General features: G+C 60.2%; 17 protein-coding genes and 3 pseudogenes. 4 read left to right on the top strand and 16 right to left on the bottom strand.

Going from position 1 to position 22,261, the window contains the following annotated elements:
- The first annotated feature begins 10 nt into the window (after positions 1-10).
- The 4 genes from tatB to AAEZ06_RS09200 all read left to right on the top strand — a co-directional run bounded on the left by tatB (position 11) and on the right by AAEZ06_RS09200 (position 4,006).
- Entirely contained in the window at positions 11-460 is a 450-nt protein-coding gene (gene tatB / locus AAEZ06_RS09215; protein ID WP_149411276.1) for a Sec-independent protein translocase protein TatB, read from the top strand.
- The gene (tatC, locus tag AAEZ06_RS09210) at positions 457-1,263 is read left to right on the top strand and encodes a twin-arginine translocase subunit TatC (RefSeq protein ID WP_149493974.1); all 807 of its coding nucleotides are present in this window, start codon (positions 457-459) and stop codon (positions 1,261-1,263) included. The genes tatB and tatC overlap by 4 nt, the downstream gene beginning before the upstream one ends.
- Positions 1,260-1,967: a 16S rRNA (uracil(1498)-N(3))-methyltransferase gene (locus AAEZ06_RS09205; protein ID WP_149411278.1), complete on the top strand. Its 708-nt coding sequence runs from the start codon at positions 1,260-1,262 to the stop codon at positions 1,965-1,967. Before tatC ends, AAEZ06_RS09205 begins: the two co-directional genes overlap by 4 nt.
- Before the next feature lie 122 nt (positions 1,968-2,089).
- Positions 2,090-4,006, top strand: a complete 1,917-nt coding sequence (locus AAEZ06_RS09200; RefSeq protein WP_149411279.1) for a methyl-accepting chemotaxis protein — start codon at positions 2,090-2,092, stop codon at positions 4,004-4,006.
- A gap of 216 nt (positions 4,007-4,222) precedes the next feature.
- Here AAEZ06_RS09200 and AAEZ06_RS09195 read toward each other — a convergent pair whose 3' ends face one another.
- From AAEZ06_RS09195 to AAEZ06_RS09120, 16 genes and pseudogenes are all read right to left on the bottom strand, one after another.
- Positions 4,223-4,957: an amino acid ABC transporter ATP-binding protein gene (locus AAEZ06_RS09195; protein WP_149411280.1), complete on the bottom strand. Its 735-nt coding sequence runs from the start codon at positions 4,955-4,957 to the stop codon at positions 4,223-4,225.
- Positions 4,950-5,909 (bottom strand): amino acid ABC transporter permease, encoded by a 960-nt coding sequence (locus AAEZ06_RS09190; RefSeq protein WP_149411281.1) that lies wholly within the window; start codon positions 5,907-5,909, stop codon positions 4,950-4,952. The genes AAEZ06_RS09195 and AAEZ06_RS09190 overlap by 8 nt, the downstream gene beginning before the upstream one ends.
- Before the next feature lie 178 nt (positions 5,910-6,087).
- On the bottom strand, positions 6,088-6,885 hold the full coding sequence (locus tag AAEZ06_RS09185) for a transporter substrate-binding domain-containing protein (RefSeq protein ID WP_350613978.1): 798 nt from the start codon (positions 6,883-6,885) through the stop codon (positions 6,088-6,090).
- Between the two features lie 221 nt (positions 6,886-7,106).
- Positions 7,107-7,298 (bottom strand): annotated as a pseudogene (locus tag AAEZ06_RS09180) (transporter substrate-binding domain-containing protein); the annotation flags it as partial.
- Positions 7,299-7,370: 72 nt separating this feature from the next.
- Positions 7,371-9,946, bottom strand: a pseudogene (gene mdoH, locus AAEZ06_RS09175) (glucans biosynthesis glucosyltransferase MdoH).
- Positions 9,939-11,675, bottom strand: a complete 1,737-nt coding sequence (locus AAEZ06_RS09170; RefSeq protein WP_149411283.1) for a glucan biosynthesis protein G — start codon at positions 11,673-11,675, stop codon at positions 9,939-9,941. Before AAEZ06_RS09170 ends, mdoH begins: the two are co-directional and overlap by 8 nt.
- A 267-nt stretch (positions 11,676-11,942) precedes the next feature.
- Positions 11,943-12,380: a D-aminoacyl-tRNA deacylase gene (dtd, locus tag AAEZ06_RS09165; RefSeq protein ID WP_149411284.1), complete on the bottom strand. Its 438-nt coding sequence runs from the start codon at positions 12,378-12,380 to the stop codon at positions 11,943-11,945.
- On the bottom strand, positions 12,377-13,348 hold the full coding sequence (gene pip / locus AAEZ06_RS09160) for a prolyl aminopeptidase (protein ID WP_149411285.1): 972 nt from the start codon (positions 13,346-13,348) through the stop codon (positions 12,377-12,379). Before pip ends, dtd begins: the two co-directional genes overlap by 4 nt.
- 103 nt (positions 13,349-13,451) lie before the next feature.
- Positions 13,452-13,682 (bottom strand): annotated as a pseudogene (locus tag AAEZ06_RS09155) (alpha/beta hydrolase fold domain-containing protein); the annotation flags it as partial.
- A 19-nt stretch (positions 13,683-13,701) separates the two neighbouring features.
- Positions 13,702-14,502: an N-formylglutamate deformylase gene (hutG, locus tag AAEZ06_RS09150; RefSeq protein WP_350613975.1), complete on the bottom strand. Its 801-nt coding sequence runs from the start codon at positions 14,500-14,502 to the stop codon at positions 13,702-13,704.
- Between the two features lie 11 nt (positions 14,503-14,513).
- Positions 14,514-15,719 (bottom strand): imidazolonepropionase, encoded by a 1,206-nt coding sequence (hutI, locus tag AAEZ06_RS09145; protein WP_350613973.1) that lies wholly within the window; start codon positions 15,717-15,719, stop codon positions 14,514-14,516.
- 19 nt (positions 15,720-15,738) lie between these two features.
- On the bottom strand, positions 15,739-17,145 hold the full coding sequence (locus tag AAEZ06_RS09140; protein ID WP_350613971.1) for an L-histidine transporter HutT: 1,407 nt from the start codon (positions 17,143-17,145) through the stop codon (positions 15,739-15,741).
- 141 nt (positions 17,146-17,286) lie between these two features.
- Positions 17,287-18,825, bottom strand: a complete 1,539-nt coding sequence (gene hutH / locus AAEZ06_RS09135) for a histidine ammonia-lyase (protein ID WP_149411289.1) — start codon at positions 18,823-18,825, stop codon at positions 17,287-17,289.
- A gap of 127 nt (positions 18,826-18,952) precedes the next feature.
- Entirely contained in the window at positions 18,953-20,476 is a 1,524-nt protein-coding gene (gene hutH / locus AAEZ06_RS09130; RefSeq protein WP_350613969.1) for a histidine ammonia-lyase, read from the bottom strand.
- Between the two features lie 90 nt (positions 20,477-20,566).
- On the bottom strand, positions 20,567-21,391 hold the full coding sequence (locus tag AAEZ06_RS09125) for a quaternary amine ABC transporter ATP-binding protein (protein WP_149411291.1): 825 nt from the start codon (positions 21,389-21,391) through the stop codon (positions 20,567-20,569).
- Positions 21,388-22,239: an ABC transporter permease gene (locus tag AAEZ06_RS09120; RefSeq protein ID WP_350613967.1), complete on the bottom strand. Its 852-nt coding sequence runs from the start codon at positions 22,237-22,239 to the stop codon at positions 21,388-21,390. Before AAEZ06_RS09120 ends, AAEZ06_RS09125 begins: the two co-directional genes overlap by 4 nt.
- Positions 22,240-22,261 lie beyond the last annotated feature (22 nt).

Raw genomic sequence — 22,261 nt, 5'->3', positions numbered from 1 at the left:
GCACTGACTAATGTTTGGTATCAGCTTCTCTGAACTGTTGCTCGTCGGTCTCATCGCCCTGTTGGTGCTCGGGCCTGAACGCCTGCCCGGCGCCGCACGTACGGCCGGCCTGTGGATCGGGCGCCTGAAACGCAGTTTCAACGCCATCAAACAGGAAGTTGAACGGGAAATAGGCGCCGACGAGATTCGCCGGCAACTGCACAACGAACACATTCTGTCTTTGGAGCAGGAGGCGCGGAAAATTCTCGCGCCGCAACAGCAGGCTGCTACCCCGGTTGAGCCTGTCGCCGAGCAGAGCATCGCGCCACCCGCCGCGCCAATATTGACCACCGTAGTCGATACCGTGCCCGTCGTGGAGCTCACGCCCGCCGCTCCAGCCGTTGCCCCGACAGAACCCGCGCCGACGCCCGCTGCGTCGCCCGCTCCCCACGACCCTACATTGCCGCCGCGAGCCCCATGAGCGCTGATAAACCGGAAAACGACCAGCACATGCCGCTGGTCTCGCACCTCACCGAGTTGCGCACCCGCCTGCTGCGTTGTGTCGCGGCAATCTTCGTGATCTTTGCCGGACTGTTTGCCTTTACCCAGCAGATCTACACCTTCGTCTCGACGCCGCTGCGCGATTACCTGCCGGTGGGCGCGACCATGATCGCCACCGACGTGTCTTCGCCGTTCCTCACGCCGTTGAAGCTGACGATGATGGTTTCGCTGTTCCTGGCGATCCCGGTGATCCTGCACCAGATCTGGGGTTTTATCGCGCCGGGCCTGTACAAGCATGAAAAGCGCATCGCGGTACCGCTGCTGGTATCCAGCATCATGCTGTTCTACACCGGCATGGCCTTCGCCTACTTCCTGGTGTTCCCGCTGATCTTCAAATTCTTCGCTGCTGCCACCCCGGCCGGAGTGGAGATGATGACCGATATCACCAGCTACCTCGACTTCGTGATGACGCTGTTCTTCGCCTTTGGCGTGGCCTTCGAGATCCCGGTGGCGGTGGTGCTACTGGTGTGGATCGGCGTGGTCGACGTCAAATACCTGCGCAAGATCCGCCCGTACGTGATCATCGGCTGCTTCGTGGTCGGCATGATTCTGACGCCACCGGACATCTTCTCGCAAACCTTGCTGGCCGTACCGATGTGGATGCTGTTTGAAATCGGCATCCTGTTTGCCAGCCTGGTGAGCAAACGCGGCGAACACCCGGACGATCAACCCGCCGACGCCGACCAAGGCCCGGACGACCAGCCGCCAGCGACCCAGCCGTGAACCTGCTGCTGCTTGAAGAGGCCGATTTTATCGCGGCCGACCGGGTGATCCTGCGTGATCGGCGCCTGGTGCACATGCAGGAAGTCCACCGCGCTGCGGTGGGCGACAGTCTGCGGGTCGGGCGCATTGGTGGGTTGATGGGCAGTGCCGAGCTGCTGCGCCTGGAATCCCATGAAGCAGAACTGCAAGTCACCCTCGATCAGCCACCACCGGCCAAACTGCCACTGACCCTGCTGTTGGCCTTGCCGCGCCCAAAAATGCTCCGTCGGGTGCTGCAAACTGTAGCGTCCATGGGCGTGCCACGGGTGGTATTGGTCAACAGTTACAGGGTAGAAAAGAGCTTCTGGCAGACGCCATTCCTGGAACCGGAAGCGGTCCGCCAGCAACTGATACTCGGCCTGGAACAGGCACGAGATACTGTGTTGCCTGAGATCATCATCGAAAAACGCTTCAAGCCCTTTGTCGAAGACCGCTTGCCCACCTTGGCGCAAGACACCCTCGGCCTGGTTGGCCACCCCGGCGACTATCCGCCCTGCCCTCGCGGCCTGGATGAGCCGGTAACCTTGGCCATCGGCCCGGAAGGTGGCTGGATTCCTTATGAAGTGGACTTGCTGGCCAAGGCCGGGTTGCAGCCGGTGCAGCTTGGCGCGCGGATATTGCGGGTTGAAACCGCCGTCACCGCCCTGCTCTCACGCCTGTTCTGACCCCGCAACCTCACTGTTACAACTAAGCCCGCTCGCCACAAAACCTTCTCGCCTACAGAATTCGCATTGCGAGCCGATACGCTCTGAATAAGTCCAAGCCTTGTTTCAGGGGAGTTCGCAGCATGTACCGTTGGTTAGCCGAGAAATTGGGGAATGTAAGCGTCAATCGCAAGCTGGGCGTAGGCTTTGGCCTGGTGCTGATCCTGACGTTATTGATCACCTTTACCGGCTGGACCGGGCTGAGTGGCGTGATCAGTCGAGGTGACAAGCTGGGGTTTATTTCCAGCCTCAATGAGCTAACCAAGGATCTGCGTCTGGCGCGTTTGGCCTACGAAATGCGCCATGGCGAACAAGGCCCAGCAGCTGTCAATGACTTACTCGGCCAGCTGGACACAGGGCTGAAAACCGCCCGCACGCTGATCGAACAGCCTGCCGGCATCGCCATGATCGATGAGCAATTGGCCGCAGTAGACCAGTACAAGCGCTCGTTCATCACCATGACCCAGGCCGGTGCCAACCGCGAAGATGCGCGCAGCAAGCTCGGCGATACCGCCGACAATGCCGTGGTCAAGGTCGGCGAAGTCGAGAAGACGCTGCTGCAAGGCGACAGCGTTACCCAGTTCAACAGCGTGGTCGACCTGAGCAAACTGATCCAACAGGCGCGCTTCCAGGTACGCGGCTACACCTACAGTGGCAAGCTTGAAGCGCAACAGCCCGCCCTGGATGCCATTGACAACGCGCTGAAACAGATCACTAACCTCAACGGCCAGTTGCCGGAGCAATACCAGACCAACCTGCAGCAGGCCAGCGTTTCGCTACAAGCCTACCGCGCGGCCGTCAGCCAGTATCGCGACTCCCAGGAGGCCAGTACTGCAGCAGTGAAAACCATGGCCGAGCAAGGCGATATCCTGCTGGACCGCAGTAAGAAGCTGACCACCTCGCAAACCGTAGTCCGCGACATCGATGCCGCGCAGGCCAAGCAACTGCTGCTGTTCGCTACAGCCCTGGCCTTGATCTGCGGCCTGGTGGCAGCCTGGGCCATCACCCGGCAAATCGTCATCCCGCTGAGCCAGACGCTGAAAGTCGCCGAACGCGTCGCCGCTGGCGACCTGACCCACAACCTGATTTCAGAACGACAGGACGAACTGGGCCAACTGCAACGGGCCATGCAAAATATGACCGTCGGCCTGCGTGAACTGATCGGTGGCATCAGCGACGGCGTCACCCAGATCGCCAGCGCAGCCGAGGAACTGTCCGCCGTTACCGAACAGACGAGTGCCGGAGTCAACAGCCAAAAGGTCGAGACCGACCAGGTGGCCACCGCCATGAACGAAATGGCTGCCACCGTACAGGAAGTCGCACGCAACGCCGAGCAAGCCTCAGAAGCGGCCGTTGCCGCTGACCAGCAGGCTCGCGAAGGCGACAAGGTGGTCGGCGAAGCCATCACCCAAATCGAGCGTTTGGCTCACGAAGTCGGCAACTCTACCGAAGCCATGGGCCACCTCAAGCGCGAAAGCGACAAGATCGGCAGCGTGCTGGACGTGATCAAGTCCGTGGCCCAGCAAACCAATCTGCTGGCTCTCAACGCGGCCATCGAAGCCGCTCGCGCCGGGGAAGCTGGACGTGGATTTGCGGTGGTCGCCGATGAGGTACGCAGCCTGGCCCAACGCACCCAGAAGTCCACCGAAGAAATCGAAGAGCTGATCGTTGGCCTGCAAAGCGGCACACAGCAGGTAGCGACCATCATGGACAATAGCCGCAGCCTTACCGACAGTAGCGTCGAGCTAACCCGCCGGGCTGGCACCGCCCTGGAAAACATCACCCGCACGGTCTCGACCATTCAGGCGATGAACCAGCAGATTGCCACTGCCGCTGAGCAACAAAGCGCGGTCGCCGAAGAGATCAACCGCAGCGTGCTGAACGTGCGCGACGTCTCCGAACAAACCTCGGCGGCCAGCGAAGAAACTGCTGCGTCCAGTGCCGAATTGGCGCGCCTTGGGGTTTACCTGCAAACCCTGGTAGGCCGCTTCCGGATCTGACCTTCCCCTGCGGCGGCCAATCATGGCCGTCGCGCTTTGTGAACTTGGGAAAGTTCCTACGCGACTTTCAGCCGGCCAGTGAGCAGGCAGCGGCGGCGAGTATTGAGCTGGCAAGGTTGGGAATCGATTTGCAGATGCGGGTGGGGAAGGTCAAGGTATGAACCGGCAGACCCGCATCCAGATCGCTCCCACGCAGCGCATGGGAACGATCATCGTCTACAAGACCTGGCGCAAAAACGCCTGGGCCCGCGGGTCCTTGGGCGCATCGAAGAATTGCGCCGGAGCGGCATCCTCCAGCAGCTTTCCATGATCGAAAAACAACACCCGATCCGCCACTTCCCGGGCAAAGCCCATTTCGTGGGTCACACAGACCATCGTCATGCCTTCCAGGGCCAGGGTCTTCATGACATCCAACACTTCGCCGACCATTTCCGGGTCCAGCGCCGAGGTGGGTTCATCAAACAGCATTACCTTGGGTTCCATGGCCAGCGCCCGGGCAATTGCCACGCGCTGCTGCTGGCCACCGGACAGCCGCGACGGGAACTCGTTGGCTTTCTGGGCAATACCGACCTTTTCCAGTAGTGCCAAGGCTTTGGCCTCGCGCTCCTTTTTGCCACGCTTGCGCACGACTTTCTGCGCCAGGCACAGGTTTTCCAAAACAGTCATGTGGGGAAACAAGTTGAAGTGCTGGAACACCATACCGACTTCACGCCGGTAGGCGTTCACGTCGGTCTTCGGGTCGGCCAGTTGCAGGCCGTCGATGCTGACCGAACCAGAATCGAACTCTTCCAGGCCGTTGAGGCAACGCAGAAACGTCGACTTGCCAGAGCCGGACGGGCCGATTACCACCAACACTTCGCCCTTGGCCACTTGGGTGGTGACGTTATCCACCGCGCGGACCACGTGCCCACGAGAGTCAAAAACTTTTACCAGATCGCGGACTTCAATCACTTTGCGCGAGCCTCCGCTCAAGCCGGCTGGCGACTTTCGACAGCGGCAGGTTGATCAGTAGGTACAGGCCTGCGACGCAGAACAGGATTTCAAACGGCGAGAACGAGGTGGTGATCACTTCGCGACCGCTCTTGAGCAGCTCGGTAATGGCGATCACCGACACCAGGGACGTGTCCTTGACCAGGCTGATAAATTGCCCGGCCAGGGGCGGCAGCACTCGTTTGAAGGCTTGCGGCAACACCACATGGCGCATCGATTGGCCAGCGCTCAAGCCCAGGGAACGGGCAGCTTCGCCCTGGCCACGGGCAATCGACTGCACCCCGGAGCGAACGATTTCCGCCACATAGGCGCCAGTAAACAGCGACAAGGCGGCGATACCGGCGAATTCCCGGGACAGGTTGAGCACCGTGCCAATAAAGAAGTAGAAAATGAAGATCTGCACTAATAGCGGCGTACCGCGTACCAGTTCGACGTAGATCGTCGACAGATCCCGCAAGGTCGGGTTGTTCGACAGCCGGCACAAGCCGGTTGCCAAGCCAATGGCCAGGCCCAGAATGCCTGACACCAGCGACAGCCACAGGGTGGTCCACAAGCCCCACATCAGCGGGCCCAACGCCCAATGCCGAGTTACGCCGATCACATCGCCCTCGGCCACATCATCGCCGCGAGCCACTTGCACGCTGTTATCTGCAACAGTGAGATGTTGCTCGTCACCGGCGCCATTGCGCAGGGTTACTTCGGCAGTATCGCCTTTGCGCACCAGTTCAACGACTGTGGAAATATCTGCCGCTCGCTGGGATTCCTCGGCCTGGTAGGCGAAGTATTGCGGCACGCGGTTCCAGCGCCATTCGTAGGACATCAGCGAGGTGGCGTAGTACAACGCCCCAGCCAGGCCGACCAGAACCAGCATTGTCAGCAGGTGCCAGGGCCATTGGGCTTTTTTCTGTTTCATTGCTTAACATCCATCAAGATCGGAGGGCATGCCCTTCTGTGGCGAGGGGGCTTGTCCCCCGTTGGGCTGAGAAGCAGCCCTGAAAGCCAGTCACCGCAATATTTCTGAAAACTTCACTGCCTGACTAGGCCTGCTTCGCAGGCCAACGGGGGGCAAGCCCCCTCGCCACAAGTCAGCCTTATTCCATGTCCTTGAGCCAATCACTGCTCTTGAACCACTTGTCATGGATGCGATCGTAGGTGCCGTCGTTGCGGATCTGGTGCAGGAAGTTATTGATGAAGTTGATGCTGTCGTAGTCGCCTTTCTTCAAGCCGAACGCCAGGGGTTCAAAGGTGAACGGCTGGTCGAGGTACACCAGCTTGCCGTTGCCGACCTTTTTCTCTGCTACCACGTTGTAAGGCGCGTCATAGACGAATGCATCGGCCTTACCGTTGACCACGTCGAGCACACCTTCCTGCTCGTTGTCGTAGCCGTGGTACTTGGCCTTGGAGATCAGTTTCTTGGCAACCATCTCGCCAGTCGTACCGAGCTTGGAAGTCAGGCGATATTTCTCGTCATTCAGGTCTTTATAAGACTTGATGGTGCCTTCCAGCTCCTTGCGGATCAGCAGGGTTTGGCCGACGACAATGAAGGGGTCGCTGAAGTTCAGGCGCAGGTTACGCTCCTGAGTCAGGGTCATGCCGCTGCCGATCATATCGAACTTGTTGGTCAGCAGCGCCGGGATGATGCCGTCATAACCGGTGGAGACCGTCTCCAGCTTGACGCCCATGGACTTAGCCATGGCCTTGAGGATGTCGACTTCAAACCCGATGATTTCACCGCGCTTGTTGGTCATCTGGAACGGCATGTAGGTCGGGTCCATCCCGACTTTCAGCGTTCCGCGCTTGACCGCATCATCGATGGCACCGGCCTGGGCAGCATTGACTGCTACCAGCGCCGTAACGCCAAGCAACAGCATCGAGAGATACTTTTTCATCATCAAGTCCCCTGAACTCATTTTATTGTGAGGTCGGTGCGCAAAAGGGCTGCACCATTTCGGGGAGCGATGCTAACCCACTCGCCCACCGGCACATAGGTCTAGGCGGAATTTGTTGGCGGATATGACAGAAAAAACCCATAAAGGCTGCGCGAACAGCACAGGTAGACCGCCTGCTGCGGGAGCCAGGCACTCCTTAGATGTGTAAGCAGTTATGACCTTCACTCAATTCCCACCAACCAGTCCGAGTCCCTGAACCACTTGTCATGCAAGCGATCGTAGGTGCCGTCCTGAGCGATTTGATTGAGGAAGTGATTGATCCAGTTGAGGCTGTCGTAATCACCTTTCTTCAAACCAAACGCCAGGGGTTCGTAGGTAAAGGGTCTTTTGTGTCGAAATAACAAGGCGTTGTCGCAATGTGACAGAAGGGAAAAACACTGCAGGAAGGGCGTTTCAAATGCCCCCGAGACTAGCCTCGGGGGCGTCTAAATCAGGCTGGTTGAGCCTGGGACGACAGCGGTTGCAAAGGCAGCAACGGCGCGTGGGGGTCGGACTTGACCGATTCACGCCAGGCACCTAGCCATTCCGCGTGACCTTCGCTCCAGACCTGCTCATGCAAGCGTCCCAGGGCGACTGGATCACTGAGCAAGGCCAGGCGTTCGCCGTTATTGAGGCCGGCTGGGCCGACGCTCAATGCATGACGAACACGTTCGATACGCAGCAACTCAATCGGCTCCGCGTGACCATGCCGAGAGGTCGCCAGGGCACAGGCCAGAGCGTTCTGCTGAGGATCGACCACGGCCCGCACGAAACCGTCATTGAGCGCGTGCCAACGGTTTTCGTGGGTGTACTGGTCGGTCGACAGCAGTGCCTGGGGCGGATTGTATTCCTCAGGGATCAGGAACAGGCTTTCGTCGCGCGACTTGAGGCCCAGCTTGACCCGGCTTGAAATCACCGAAACCGGGATCGACAGCATCAGCGAACCGACAATCGGCACCAGCCACCACAGGAAGCTTGGGTTCAACCACACCACCAGCAGCGCCCAGAAAAAGCCGAGCAACGTTTGCGGACCGTGACGCTTGACCGCCTCGCTCCACGGTGTGGAGTCGTCGTCACGCTGCGGCGAGTTCCAGGTCGCGGCCCAGCCGAGGAACGCGGCGAGCACGAAGCGGGTGTGGAAAATCATCCGCACCGGCGCCAGCAGCACGGAGAACAGCATCTCCAGCAGCATCGACAGGGTCACCTTGAACTTGCCGCCGAACTCTTTCGCGCCCTTGGCCCAGATCAGGATGATGCTCAACAGCTTGGGCAGGAACAGCAGCACGATGGTGGTGGAGAACAGCGCTACCGCCTTGTCCGGATGCCATTGCGGCCACAGCGGGTACAACTGGCGTGGCGCCATGAAGTACTGCGGCTCCATCAGGGTGTTGACCGCCAGCAGAGCGGTCGACAGCACCAGGAAGAAGAACCACAACGGCGCCGACAGGTACGACATCACGCCGGTAAGGAACACCGCACGGTGCACCGGGTGCATGCCCTTGACCAGGAACAGGCGGAAGTTCATCAGGTTGCCGTGGCACCAGCGACGGTCACGCTTGAGTTCGTCCAGCAGGTTGGGCGGCAATTCTTCGTAGCTGCCGGGCAAATCGTAGGCAATCCACACGCCCCAGCCGGCACGACGCATCAGCGCCGCTTCAACGAAGTCGTGAGAGAGGATGGCACCGGCAAACGCGCCTTTACCGGGCAATGGCGCCAGGGCGCAGTGCTCGATAAACGGCTTCATGCGGATGATTGCGTTGTGACCCCAGTAGTGGGATTCACCCAACTGCCAGAAGTGCAGGCCGGCAGTAAATAGCGGGCCGTAGACGCGGGTAGCGAACTGCTGCATGCGCGCATACAGCGTGTCCATGCCCGACGCCCGTGGCGCGGTCTGGATGATACCGGCGTCCGGCGTGGCTTCCATCAAGCGCACCAGGCTGGTCAGGCATTCGCCGCTCATCACGCTGTCGGCGTCGAGCACCACCATGTACTTGTAGTCACCGCCCCAGCGACGGCAGAAGTCGTCGAGGTTGCCGCTCTTGCGTTTGACGCGACGGCGACGGCGGCGATAGAAAATTTTGCCGAAGCCACCCGCGTCGCGGCACACGTCAAGCCAGGCTTGCTGTTCGGCGATGCAGATATCGGCGTCGTTACTGTCACTGAGGACGAAGAAGTCGAAGCGATCCAGGTCACCGGTCGCGGCAACCGACTCGAAAGTCGCCCGCAGGCCAGCGAATACCCGTGGCACGTCTTCGTTGCAGATCGGCATGACCAGGGCGGTACGAGCTTCCTTGGGAATTGGCTCATCGCCAGCGCTTTTCCCGGAAATACGGTACTTGTCGTGGCCGGTCAGCAGTTCCAGGAAACCCATCAGCGCGGTCCAGAAACCGGCCGAGACCCAGCAAAACAGTATCCCGAACAGAATCAGGATGCTGGTTTGCAGGGCGTAAGGCAGGACCTGGGTAGCGGTCGCCATCAAGGTCTGGTTGCGGATCTCGTCCATATCGACGAAGGACCAGCCCTGATACGGCATGATGCCTTTCATGTACCAGCCGGCGACGATCGTCTGGCCGAGCATCAGTGTCAACAGGATGTAACGACGGATCGAACCGACCGTGCGCCAGCGGGCAGCGGGCAGCACACGCTCGTCCTTCGGCGGTGCCGGAGGATTGGAGCGACCGGTCAGCCGGCGCCAGCCGCGTACCAGGATATTGGTGCGCCAAGGTTCAGGCACCACCTTGGTCCGACGGATCGGCGGCGTGGCCTTGAGGCAGACGCGACCGCTGGCGTCGAGCGCGAGCATCTCAGCATCTTGCAGCTCTTCGGCCGTGTTGAGGGTCAGTCGCCGACCTACCGACGCTTGGGCAGCGTCGGCCGGGGCGTCGAAGGTCGAAGACGAGAGGCGCTCGTGCAGTTCGGCGAAGGAGTTGCAGCCCACGAGTTCGGCGCGCTGCTCATCAGTCATCGGAAGATGCGCCAGATACTCGGCAAGCGTCTCTGGCTGGGCTTGAGAGTTACTCATCGGCAGGCAACTGATAGCTCCAGGTTTCGGTCAGGACTTGTTCAGTTTTGACCGGCTCCGGTGTGGCTGGGGCAGCTTCTGGCTGCTTGGCTTCCTTATCTTTGGCGTCTTTCTTGGCCTGTTTCTCATGTTGCTTGGCCAGTACTTTGTCCGCTTTCAACACTTGGGTCGAAGCCTTTTCCGGTTCCGGCACTGCAACGTCCTGGACCAGGGCCGCACGCATCTCGGTTGGCTTGCCCGCGTCCTTGATCTTCATGCGCAGGGTCAGGCGCCAGCCTTTTGTGTGCGGGTTGTAGCGAACGCTGTTTTCCACCAACTCGGCATTGTCGCCGACGCTGACCTGGCTGCGAACCTGGGCATCTGGCAGCAGGGCCTTGAGGGACGGGCCCTCGAAGTCCACCAGGTAGGCAACGCTGCCATCTGGCTGACGGATCAGGTTGGACTGTTTCACATCACCCGTAGAGCGCAAGGTCTGCTTGACCCAAGCACTGTCAGGGGAATGGAACGGTGCATCATTGAGGGTCCAGTGCAGGCGGTAGCTGACGTCCAGCGGCTGGCCGGGCTCTGGCAGCTTTTCCGGGCTCCAGAAGGCAACGATGTTGTCGTTGGTTTCATCGGCAGTCGGGATCTCTACCAGGTCGACGGAACCCTTGCCCCAGTCGCCCTCAGGCTCGATCCAGGCGCTTGGGCGCTTGTCGTAGTTGTCGTCGAGGTCTTCGTACTGGCTGAAGTTGCGACCGCGTTGCAGCAGGCCGAAACCACGCGGGTTTTCCACGCTGAAGTTGCTGACCGACAGGTGTTTAGGGTTGTTCAGCGGACGCCAGATCCACTCGCCGTTACCGGCATGGATCGACAGGCCGCTGGAGTCGTGCAGCTCACGGCGGTAGTTGAGGACCTTGGACGGCTGATTGGCGCCGAACAGGTACATGCTGGTCAGCGGGGCAATGCCCAGCTTGGTGACTTTGTCGCGCAGGAACATCTGGGATTTGACATCGACGATGGTGTCGGTACCCGGACGCAGGATCAGGCGGTAGGCGCCGGTAGCCCGTGGCGAATCCAGCAGGGCGAAGATCACCAAGTGCTTGTCATCCGGTTTTGGACGCTCAATCCAGAACTCGGTGAAACGCGGGAATTCTTCGCCAGACGGCAGCGCGGTGTCGATGGCCATGCCGCGGGCAGACAAACCGTAGACCTGATCCTTGCCAACGACGCGGAAGTAGCTGGCGCCGAGCATGGTCATGATTTCGTCTTGCTTGTCGTCCTTGTTGATCGGGTACAGGACACGAAAGCCGGCATAACCCAGCTGTTCGGTGGCCTTGGGATCAACCTTGACGTCGCCGAAATCGAAACGAGCCGGGTCGTACTTGATTTCCTGGACGTCAGTGGCGGTGACTTCATTGATCTTTACCGGTGTATCGAAGTGCATACCCTGGTGATAGAAGGACAGCTTGAACGGAGTTTTCTGATCGGCCCACTCGGCTTTTTCATGGCGAAAACGAATTTTCTGGTAATCAGCGAATTTCATTTCGCGAAATTCGTTTGGCAGATTGCTGCGCGGGGCTTGGTATTTCTGCCCGGCCAGCTCTTTTGCCTTGGCCGACACATCATCCAGACTGAATGCCCACAGTTGACCCGCGCCGAGCAGGCAAAACAGGGCGGAGCCCGTTACCAGTGCGTTTCGTAACCGCTTGGCAGACAATTTTGGTGCATTACAGGGACTAACAATCACGAGCAACCCTCGCCGAAAACAGATCAAAAAACCAACGGCCAGCTATCTATATGCCAGGTTGGCGAGCATTGTTCCGACTCCCACGGGGCTAAATGATTCCCCAATGGCTATCGGACAAGTCTCTACCTAAGTCAAAAATGGACCAATTAACGCTGATCCCCGTAGCGCGCGATTATCTAGTAGCCCGCAAGACAACGCATCAGGGGCAACGAAGTATTTGTAGTGAAAACCTGTGTTTTTGGGCATTAAAAGTCGTTTTCAGTACATTCAGGTCTGTAACAGGAAGGTGACCGGCCCGTCATTGACCAAATGCACCTGCATATCCGCGCCAAAACGCCCCGCCGCCACCGTGCCATGCAATTGTTGCGCTTGTAACAACAAGTGCTCAAAAAGCGCCTCTGCCAGCGCCGGAGGGGCCGCCGTGGAGAAGCTGGGGCGCAGGCCACTTTTGGTATCCGCCGCCAGGGTGAACTGTGAAACCAGCAGCAACCCGCCGCCGATGTCCTTCAACGACAGGTTCATCTTGCCCTCGTCGTCGCTGAACACCCGATAGTTAAGCAGCTTATGCAAGAGCTTGTCGGCACTTGCCTGGGTATCTGAAGGCTCGACGGCCACGAGCACCAGCAAACCCTGGCCTATTGCGCCGACTACTTCCCCCGCTACTTCGACCCGGGCGCCTCGCACCCGCTGCAAAAGCCCCTTCATGCTTCTTCTGGAGGTAAATCAAGCAGACGTCGTGCCATTTGGCTCGCCGCACGCACCAACGCGTCAGTAATACCTGGCTCGGAAGCGGCATGGCCAGCATCACGGATCACCTGCAGTTCGCTGTTGGGCCAAGCCTGATGCAACGCCCACGCGTTATCCAGCGGGCAGATCACATCGTAGCGGCCGTGGACGATGACGCCAGGCAGGTGGGCGATCTTGTGCATGTCGCGAATCAGTTGGTTGGGCTCAAGGAAGGCGTTGTTGGTGAAGTAGTGGCATTCAATACGGGCAATGGACAGCGCGCGCTGCGGCTCGCTGAAACGATCAACCACCAACGAATTTGGACGCAGGGTGGCAGTACGGCCTTCCCAGGTCGACCAGGCCTTGGCGGCGTGCATCTGGGCAATCTGGTCGCTGCCGATCAGGCGCTTGTGGAAGGCGGTAAGCAGGTCGTGACGCTCGTCCTGTGGGATCGGCGCAATGTAGTCCTGCCAGTAGTCGGGGAACAGGCGGCTGGCACCGGCCTGATAGAACCATTCGATTTCCTGGGGACGGGCGAGGAAGATGCCCCGCACGATCAAACCGTGGACACGCTCGGGGTGGGTTTGTGCGTAGGCCAGGGCCAGGGTTGAACCCCAGGAACCGCCGAACAGCACCCATTTGTCGATGCCCAGGTGTTGGCGAATCCGCTCAAGGTCGGCCACCAGATCCCAGGTAGTGTTGTTTTCCAGGTTGGCGTGAGGCGTGGAGCGACCGCAGCCGCGCTGGTCGAAAGTAATGATCCGATACATGTTCGGGTCAAAATAACACCGGCTCTGGGCATCGCACCCGGCGCCAGGGCCACCATGGATGAACACAACGGGCAGGCCTTGCGGGGAACCGCTTTCGTCGACGTACAACACATGGGGTTCATCGACGGCCAGATCGTGCCGGGCGTAGGGTTTGATCTGCGGGTACAAAGTCTGCATTGCGCGCTCCGTAAGGGGTCGAGTTCATCCCTGGTGGGACATCTATTATTTTGCCGTCTGGCATCATAAACCCGAATGGTGCAATGAGCATGTCCTTGACGAATCAGACCTCGGTCAACAGAACCTCCCGCAGGTAGCTGAGCAGGTATTCGTACAGGCGATCCACCTCGGCCACCTGGCCCCGCGCCCGCAAACAACCGTGAATCAGGCCTTTGCCCGGGTACAGCGTGGCAGCCACCCCGGCCGCTTGCAGGCGCTCGGCGTAAAGCATGCCGTCATCGCGCAATGGGTCGAACTGCGCCACGGCAATCAGCAACCTCAAGAGCTGTGTAAATACCCATGGCTGCCGCAAGTCACCGATAATGCTTCTGCCCCCACGCCAGGAACCCTTCCAGCAATTCCTTCAACACCACCCGTGTCGGCTCAGCCACGTCCGCCCGATACCGGAACGGCTCAAACTCTTCCATATATGTGCACTGCCCCAACTCCAGCTGCACCGCATGGATATTGTCTGCCGGGTTGCCGTAATGGCGGGTGATATGCCCGCCCTTGAAGCGACCATTAAGCACATGGCTGTACTGTGGATGTGCGGCGCAGATGGCTTCCAGTTGGCTCGCCAGTTGAGGATCGCAGGCGGCGCCGTTGAAGGTGCCGAGGTTGAAATCGGGCAGTTTGCCGTCGAACAGGTGCGCGATCACTGAGCGGATCGAGTGGGCATCAAACAGCAGCGCGTAGCCGAACTCGGCCTTGAGGCGGGCCAACTCTTCTTGCAGGGTGCGGTGATACGGCGTCCAGATCTGTTCCAGATAGGTCGCGCGCTCGGCCTTTGAGGGCTCCAGGCCTTCGCGGAACAACGGCACGCCGTCGAACAGCGTCGCCGGGTACAGGCCGGTGGTGGCGCCGACGTACAGCGGTTTGTCGTCGGACGGCCGGTTGAGGTCGATGACAAAGCGCGAATACTCCGCGGCCAGGGTGCTGGCGCCCAGTTCTTTGGCGAAGTCATAAAGCGTGGGGATATGCCAGTCGGTGTCCGGCAGGCTTTGCGCCTCGGGGATCAACCCGGCCTCGACCACAGGGGTCAGGCGCAAACCAGCGTGGGGCATGCTGATCAGCAGCGGTGTGCTGCCTTGTTTGAAGCTCAAAACCTTATCCACAACGGTGCTCCTTAAACAGTGACGTCGACGCCGTGGCGCACGACGCGTTTATCCAACTCGCCGCCCAGCCAGTAAGCCAGGTCGGCGGGGCGATCGATCTGCCAGGCGACAAAGTCCGCCACCTTGCCCACTTCCAGCGAACCATGGGTATCACCCATGCCCAAAGCGGTAGCCGCATGTTGGGTCGCGCCAGCCAGCGCTTCCTCGGGGGTCATTCGAAACAGGGTGCAAGCCATGTTCAACATCAGCCGCATCGACAACGCTGGCGAGGTGCCTGGGTTTAGATCGCTGGCGATGGCGATCTTCACCCCGTGTTTGCGCAGGGCGTCCATGGGTGGCAGTTGGGTTTCGCGCAAGAAGTAGAACGCTCCCGGCAGCAACACCGCGACGGTGCCCGAGGCGGCCATGGCGATGGCATCGTCTTCGGTCATGAACTCCAGATGGTCCGCCGACAACGCCTGATAACGCGCCGCCAGGCTGGAGCCGTGCAGGGACGACAGTTGCTCGGCGTGCAGTTTCACCGGCAAGCCAAGTTGCTGCGCGGCGATAAACACTCGCTCCACTTGTTCCGGGGAGAACGCCAGGTATTCGCAGAAGGCGTCCACCGCGTCCACCAGCCCTTCGGCCGCCAGGGTCGGGAGCATTTCACTGCAGATGTGTTCGATGTAGGCGTCGGCACGATCGACGTATTCCGGCGGCAAGGCGTGGGCCGCCAGGCAGGTGCTGCGCACACTAACGGGAAGCTCGGTGCCCAGGCGACGGATCACCCGCAGGATCTTGCGTTCGCTGGCCAAATCCAGGCCGTAGCCGGACTTGATCTCCACCGTGGTCACGCCGTCACGCAGCAAGCTGCGCAGACGCTTGTGGGCGCTGGCAAACAGTTCATCTTCCGTGGCTGCGCGGGTGGCGCGCACGGTGCTGGCAATACCGCCACCGGCAGCTGCGATCTCGGCGTAACTCACGCCTTGCAGCCGCTGCTCGAACTCACCGCTGCGATTGCCACCAAACACCGTGTGGGTGTGGCAATCGATCAACCCCGGCGTGACCCATGCGCCTTGCAGGTCATGAGTCTTCGCATAGTCAGCACCCGGCAGTTCGCCGCGAGGGCCGATCCACTCGATGAGCGTGCCTGATGTCACGATGGCGGCGTCCTCGATAATCGAGTACTTGCCCTGGGCCATGGTTGCGACGTGGCAGTGTTGCCAAAGCGTTTTCATTCAACACCTGCGTTGGTTATCAATGAGACAAAGCTGGCTCGTAATGGACCTTGGCTGCTTGCCCGGCGGCGGGTTTTACCCACAACAAATAGGCAACGACCAGCAAGGCGATCCATGCAACACCGACCATAAGGGCTGCCTGAGTGTCCGGGAAATACCCCAGCACGCCGAAAATAAACAGCATGAACACGATGGCTGCTGCCGGCGCGTAGGGCCAGAACGGCACCGGGAACTTCAGTTCGGCTATTTGCTCTTTGGTCATGGAGCGCCGCATCGCCACTTGTGTGATGAGGATCATCAGCCAGACCCAGACCGTGGCGAAGGTGGCAATGGAGGCGATCACCAGGAATACGTTTTCCGGGATCAGGTAGTTCAACACCACGCCGCCCAGCAGCGCCGCGCCCATCACCACCACGGTCATCCACGGCACGCCCTGGCGGGACAGTTGCGCAAAGCCTTTGGGTGCCTGCCCTTGCTGGGCCAGGCCGTACATCATGCGGCCGGCGCCGAAGATGTCGCTATTGATGGCCGAAACGGCTGCCGAGATCACCACGATATTAAGGATGGTCGCCGCCGAGCCGATGCCCAGGTTGCTGAAGATCTGCACGAACGGGCTGCCCTGGCTGCCGATCTGCGGCCATGGGTAGATCGCCATCAGCACAAACAGGGTCAGCACGTAGAACAGCAGGATGCGCAGCGGTACGGCGTTAATCGCCTTGGGAATGACCCGCTGCGGGTCCTTGGCTTCGCCGGCAGTGATGCCGATGATTTCGATGCCGCCAAAGGCGAACATCACCACCGCAAAGGAAGCGATCAAACCACCGACGCCGTTGGGCATAAAGCCACCGTGGGCCCACAAGTTGCTCAGGCCGGTAGCCGGTGCGTCACCCGCTGAGTGAATGCCGAACAGCATGATGCCGAAACCGCCGAGGATCATTGCGACAATGGCGCCGACTTTGAGCAGCGATAGCCAGAACTCCATTTCGCCAAAGACTTTGACGCTGCACAGGTTCAGGCCGCCGATCAGGAGCACGATGCCCAGCACCCAGATCCAGCGCGCCACTTCGGGAAACCAAAAGCCCATATAGATGCCAAAGGCGGTGACGTCGGCCAGGCAGACGATGATCATCTCGAAGGCGTAGGTCCAGCCGAGGACAAAACCGGCCATGGGACCCAGGTAGGTGCTGGCGTACTGGCCGAAGGAGCCGGACACCGGGTTGTGCACAGCCATTTCGCCTAGGGCGCGCATGACCATGAACACCGCGGCGCCACCGATCAGGTAGGCCAGCAGCACGGCGGGGCCGGCCATCTGGATGGCTGAGGCAGAACCGTAAAACAGCCCGGTGCCGATCGCCGACCCCAGTGCCATGAAGCGAATATGGCGGGCGGAGAGCCCGCGTTTCAAACCCGTTTCTTGCTGGTGCATTTCTCGTCCCTAATTGTTCTTGTTTTCTGTAGGAGCGAGCTTGCTCGCGAAGAACCCAAGGACACCGCGTTTCTTCTGGCTCCCTGTGTCATCGTTAACGTCCATCGCGAGCAAGCTCGCTCCTACAGGGGGTATTGCGGGTTACAGGCTCGGCAACAGTTTCGCCGGTACCAACTCATTCAGGCAGCGCGTGGCCAGCAACTCTGTGGCGGCGTTGATGTCCGGTGCAAAGAAGCGGTCCTTCTCATAGAACGGCACTTTGCCGCGCAGGATGCCACGGGCTTTTTCCAGCTTCGGCGAGGTTTTCAGGCCGTCGCGCAGATCCAGCCCCTGGCAGGCCGCCAGCCATTCCACAGCGAGAATGCCGCGCACGTTCTCGGCCATTTCCCACAGGCGCTTGCCCGCAGCCGGGGCCATGGAAACGTGGTCTTCCTGGTTGGCGGACGTCGGCAAGCTGTCAACGCTATGGGGATGGGCCAGCGCCTTGTTCTCACTGGCCAGGGCCGCTGCAGTCACTTGGGCGATCATGAAGCCGGAGTTAACACCACCGTTGGCCACCAAAAACGGCGGCAGTTGCGACATGTGCTTGTCCATCATCAACGAGATGCGGCGCTCGCTCAGGGAGCCGATTTCAGCGATGGCCAAAGCCATGTTGTCAGCGGCCATGGCCACCGGCTCGGCGTGGAAGTTGCCGCCGGAAATCACGTCGCCTTCAGCGGCGAACACCAACGGGTTATCGGACACGGCGTTGGCTTCGACCACCAACACCTCTGCCGCCTGGCGGAGTTGGGTCAAGCAGGCGCCCATGACTTGCGGCTGGCAGCGCAGGGAGTACGGGTCCTGAACCTTGTCGCAGTTCTGGTGGGATTGCGAGACTTCGCTGCTCTCCCCCAACAAATCACGATAGGCCGCAGCCGAATCGATCTGGCCGCGCTGACCGCGAGCGGCATGAATGCGCGCGTCAAACGGCGAGCGCGAGCCCAACACCGCTTCCACCGTCAGGCCGCCACAGGCCAGGGCACCGGCAAACAGATCTTCGCCCTCAAATAGGCCGCGCAAGGCATAAGCAGTGGAAACCTGGGTACCGTTAAGCAGCGCCAAGCCTTCTTTCGCAGCCAGGGTCAGCGGGGTCAGGCCGGCGACTTTCAGCGCTTGCGTCGCCTCCAGCCATTCGCCTTTGTAACGAGCCTTGCCTTCGCCAAGCAGTACCAGGGACATGTGCGCCAATGGCGCCAAGTCACCGGAGGCACCCACCGAGCCTTTCAGTGGAATGTGCGGGTAAACCTCGGCATTGATCAGGGCGATTAACGCGTCGATCACCTGCCGGCGAATCCCGGAGAAACCCCGGCTCAAGCTGTTGACCTTGAGCACCATGACCAACCGCACCAACGCATCACTGATGGGCTTACCCACACCGGCGGCGTGGGACAGCACCAGGGAGCGCTGAAGGTTTTCCAGGTCTTCACTGGCGATACGGGTGGAGGCCAGCAGGCCAAAACCGGTATTGATGCCATAAGCGGTGCGGTTCTCGGCGAGAATCTGCTCCACACAGGCGACGCTGGCTTCGATCTGGGCCGAGGCGCTGTCATCCAGGGTGAGGGTTACCGGCTGCTGGTAGATATCACGCAGTTGGGCAAGGCTCAGTTGGCCTGGAATCAGGTTTAGCGCAGTCACATTCATGCTCCTTTTGAGAGTGTTGTTAACTACCAGTCGCTCCGGATGCTTCCGTTATCCGCCGTTGTCCTCTTTTAGATGACTGACGGCTTGGCACGCTGGTTATTGTTGGGATTTTTTATTACAAATCTGCTCAGCGCAAATTCGGTAGTGCGCTGTGCAGCAAGTCGGCGTTCTTGAGCAGCGTTGCGGCCGCCGTGATGTCCGGCGCCAGCCAGCGGTCCTGGTCGTAGGCCGGAACCTGTTCGCGCAGCAGACGCCAGGCGGTGTGGGTGCCTGCACCGAAGCGTTGCTCCTGGAGAAATTCGAAAGCCTGGGCCGCCAGCAGGTACTCGATGGCGAGAATCTGGGTGACGTTTTCCAGCACTTGGTGCAACTTCAGCGCGGCGTTGGTGCCCATGCTCAGGTGATCTTCCTGCAAGCCGGAGGTGACGAAGTTGTCGAGCACCGCCGGTTGCGCCAGTTGGCGGTTTTGCCCGCAGAGGGACGCGGCGACGTACTGCACGATCATCATCCCCGAATTGACGCCGGGGTTGCTCACCAGAAACGCCGGCAGCCCGCTGACATGGGGGTTGATGAGGCGATCAAGGCGACGCTCGGCGATGGAGCCTATCTCTGCCAGGGCAATGGCCAGCATGTCCGCTGCCAGTGCCACCGATTGCCCATGGGGATTGGCCTGGGACACCACGCGGTAGTTGTCCGGGGTGCCGAGCAGCAATGGGTTGTCGGTGGCGCCGTTGAGTTCGGTTTCGATCTGCCGTGTGGCGTGTTCCAGTTGATCGCGCGCCGCACCGTGGACCTGAGGAATCGAGCGAATGCTCAAGGCATCCTGGGTGCGAATGCCTTTGCTTGCAGCGATCACTTCACTGCCGTCCAGTAGTGCCCGCAGGTTGCTGCCCACTTGCTGCATGCCCGGATGCGGCTTGAGGGCGATGATTTCTTTGTCGAACGCGTCGATCTGACCGCGCTGCGCCTCGAAGCTCATGGCGCCAATCACGTCGGCCCATTGCAGCAGGCGATGGGCATCGGCCAGGGCCAGGCAGCTCAGGCCGCTCATGCACGGCGTGCCGTTGACCAGGCACAACCCGTCCTTGGCACCCAGCACCACCGGCTGCAAGTTTTCGGCGGCCAGGGCCTCGTGCGCCGAGACGATCTGGCCCCGGTAGTTGACGTTGCCGACCCCGAGCAAGGCGATGCTGATATGGGCCATGTGGGTGAGGTAACCCACTGAACCCTGGGACGGCACTTGCGGGGTGATACCGTGGTTGAGCAGGGCCAGCAGCGAATGCACCACCTGCGGATGCAGGCCAGACTTGCCCTGGCTGTAGTTGATAATGGCGGCGCAGATGATCGCGCGGGTTTGCTCGTTGCTCAGCGGCGCACCGACGCCGCAGGCGTGGCTGAGCAAGGTGTTGCGCGACAGTTGGCTCAGTTGCTCGCCTTTGAGGGAAACATTGCACAAGGCGCCCAGGCCGGTGTTGACGCCATAGGCCCGTTCGCCACTGCTGACAATGCACTGGACGATAGCCTGGGCATTATCGATCCGCGCCCAGGCTTGGCCCGACAGTTCGAGGACAGCACCGTGGCGAGCCACGGCGACCACGTCCTGCCAGCGCAATGGGGTGTCGGCGATGATGATTTTTTCAGCCTGGGACATCGTTGACCTCTTCATACAAATCTTGAATTTATGACTATCCCTGTGGCCAGCGGGCTTGCCACAACAAGCGCCCTCACCAAAAAAATCGGATCAAACCACCGCAGCCCGCCGTTTAACAAAGCGGTCCACATACTCATCCGCCGGTGAATGCAGGATCTCCCTGGGCGTGCCGACCTGGATCAGCTTGCCGTCCTTGAGGATCGCAATGCGGTTGCCAATGCGTACGGCCTCGTCGAGGTCGTGGGTGATGAAAACGATGGTCTTGTGCAGGGTCTTTTGCAGTTCCAGCAACTGGTCCTGCATCTCGGCGCGGATCAGCGGGTCGAGGGCGCTGAAGGCTTCGTCCATCAGGATGATGTCGGTGTCGGCCGCCAGTGCGCGGGCCAGGCCCACCCGTTGGCGCATGCCGCCGGATAGCTGGTGCGGATACTTGTTCTCGTAGCCCTTGAGGCCCACGATTTCGATCCAGTGCAGCGCCCGTTCGGCACACACTTGCTTGGTCTCGCCGCGCACTTTCAAACCGTAGGCGACGTTGTCCAGCACGCTCTTGTGGGGCAGCAGGCCGAAGCTCTGGAACACCATGCTGATCTTGTGCCGACGAAATTGGCGCAGGGCTTCCATGTCCAATTGCAGGATGTCTTCGCCGTCCACCAGGATCGCGCCACTGGTAGGGTCGATCAAGCGGTTGAAGTGGCGTACCAGGGTCGACTTGCCGGAACCCGACAGGCCCATGATCACGAAGATCTCGCCAGTGTTGATGCTCAGCGACAGGTCGTTCACACCCACCACGCAACCGGTCTCGGCCAGTACCTGATCCTTGGTCTTACCCTGGCCAATAAGAGCCAGCGCTTCCTTGGAACGGGAACCGAAGATCTTGAATACGTTTTTGACTTCAATCTTGCTGACGGTAGTCATTTGCTCGCCTCATGCCGTGGACGACCATAGGCCTGGGTGATGCGGTCGATGACCACTGCGAGAATCACGATCGCCAGGCCGGCTTCAAGGCCGCGCCCAACGTTGAGGGTCTGGATGCCCACCAGCACGTCTTCACCCAAGCCACGAGCGCCGATCATCGAGGCGATCACCACCATCGACAAGGCCATCATGGTGGTCTGGTTGATCCCGGCCATGATGCTCGGCAGGGCCAGGGGCAATTGCACACCAAACAGTTGCTGCCAGCGGTTTGCACCAAAGGCGTTGATGGCTTCCATGACTTCGCCATCGACCTGGCGAATGCCCAGGTCGGTCAGGCGAATCAGCGGTGGTGCGGCGTAGATCACCGTGGCGAAAATCGCCGGGACCTTGCCCAGGCCGAACAGCATCAGCACCGGAATCAAGTACACGAAGCTGGGCATGGTTTGCATGATGTCCAGCAGCGGCATCAGCACCGAACGCAGGCGATTGCTGCGGGCCGAGAGAATCCCCAGGGGGATGCCAATCAACACCGAGATCACCGTGGCCACCATCATCAGCGCCAGGGTTTGCATCAGCTTGTCCCACAGCCCGACCGCGCCCACCAAAAACAGCAAGCCGACGATCACCGCAGTCATTACGACCTTGCGGGTGGCGTGCCAGGCAATGCCACCGACAATCGCCAGCATCAACCACCAGGGCGCCGCGCGCAGCAACCCTTCCAGGTTGACGATGGCCCATAACAAGGTGTCGGAGATCTGCCGGAACACATCACCGTAGTTGGTCACCAGCGAATCAACCCAACCGTTGACCCAGTCAGCGATGGAAAACGTAAAACTCTCAGGAAACATATCGTGCTCTCGATCCAGTGGG

It is taken from the genome of Pseudomonas sp. HY7a-MNA-CIBAN-0227 (assembly GCF_040310325.1).
Classification (GTDB): domain Bacteria; phylum Pseudomonadota; class Gammaproteobacteria; order Pseudomonadales; family Pseudomonadaceae; genus Aquipseudomonas.
Note: the sequence above shows the minus strand (reverse complement) of the source record. Positions and strands in the feature narration are given on the sequence as shown.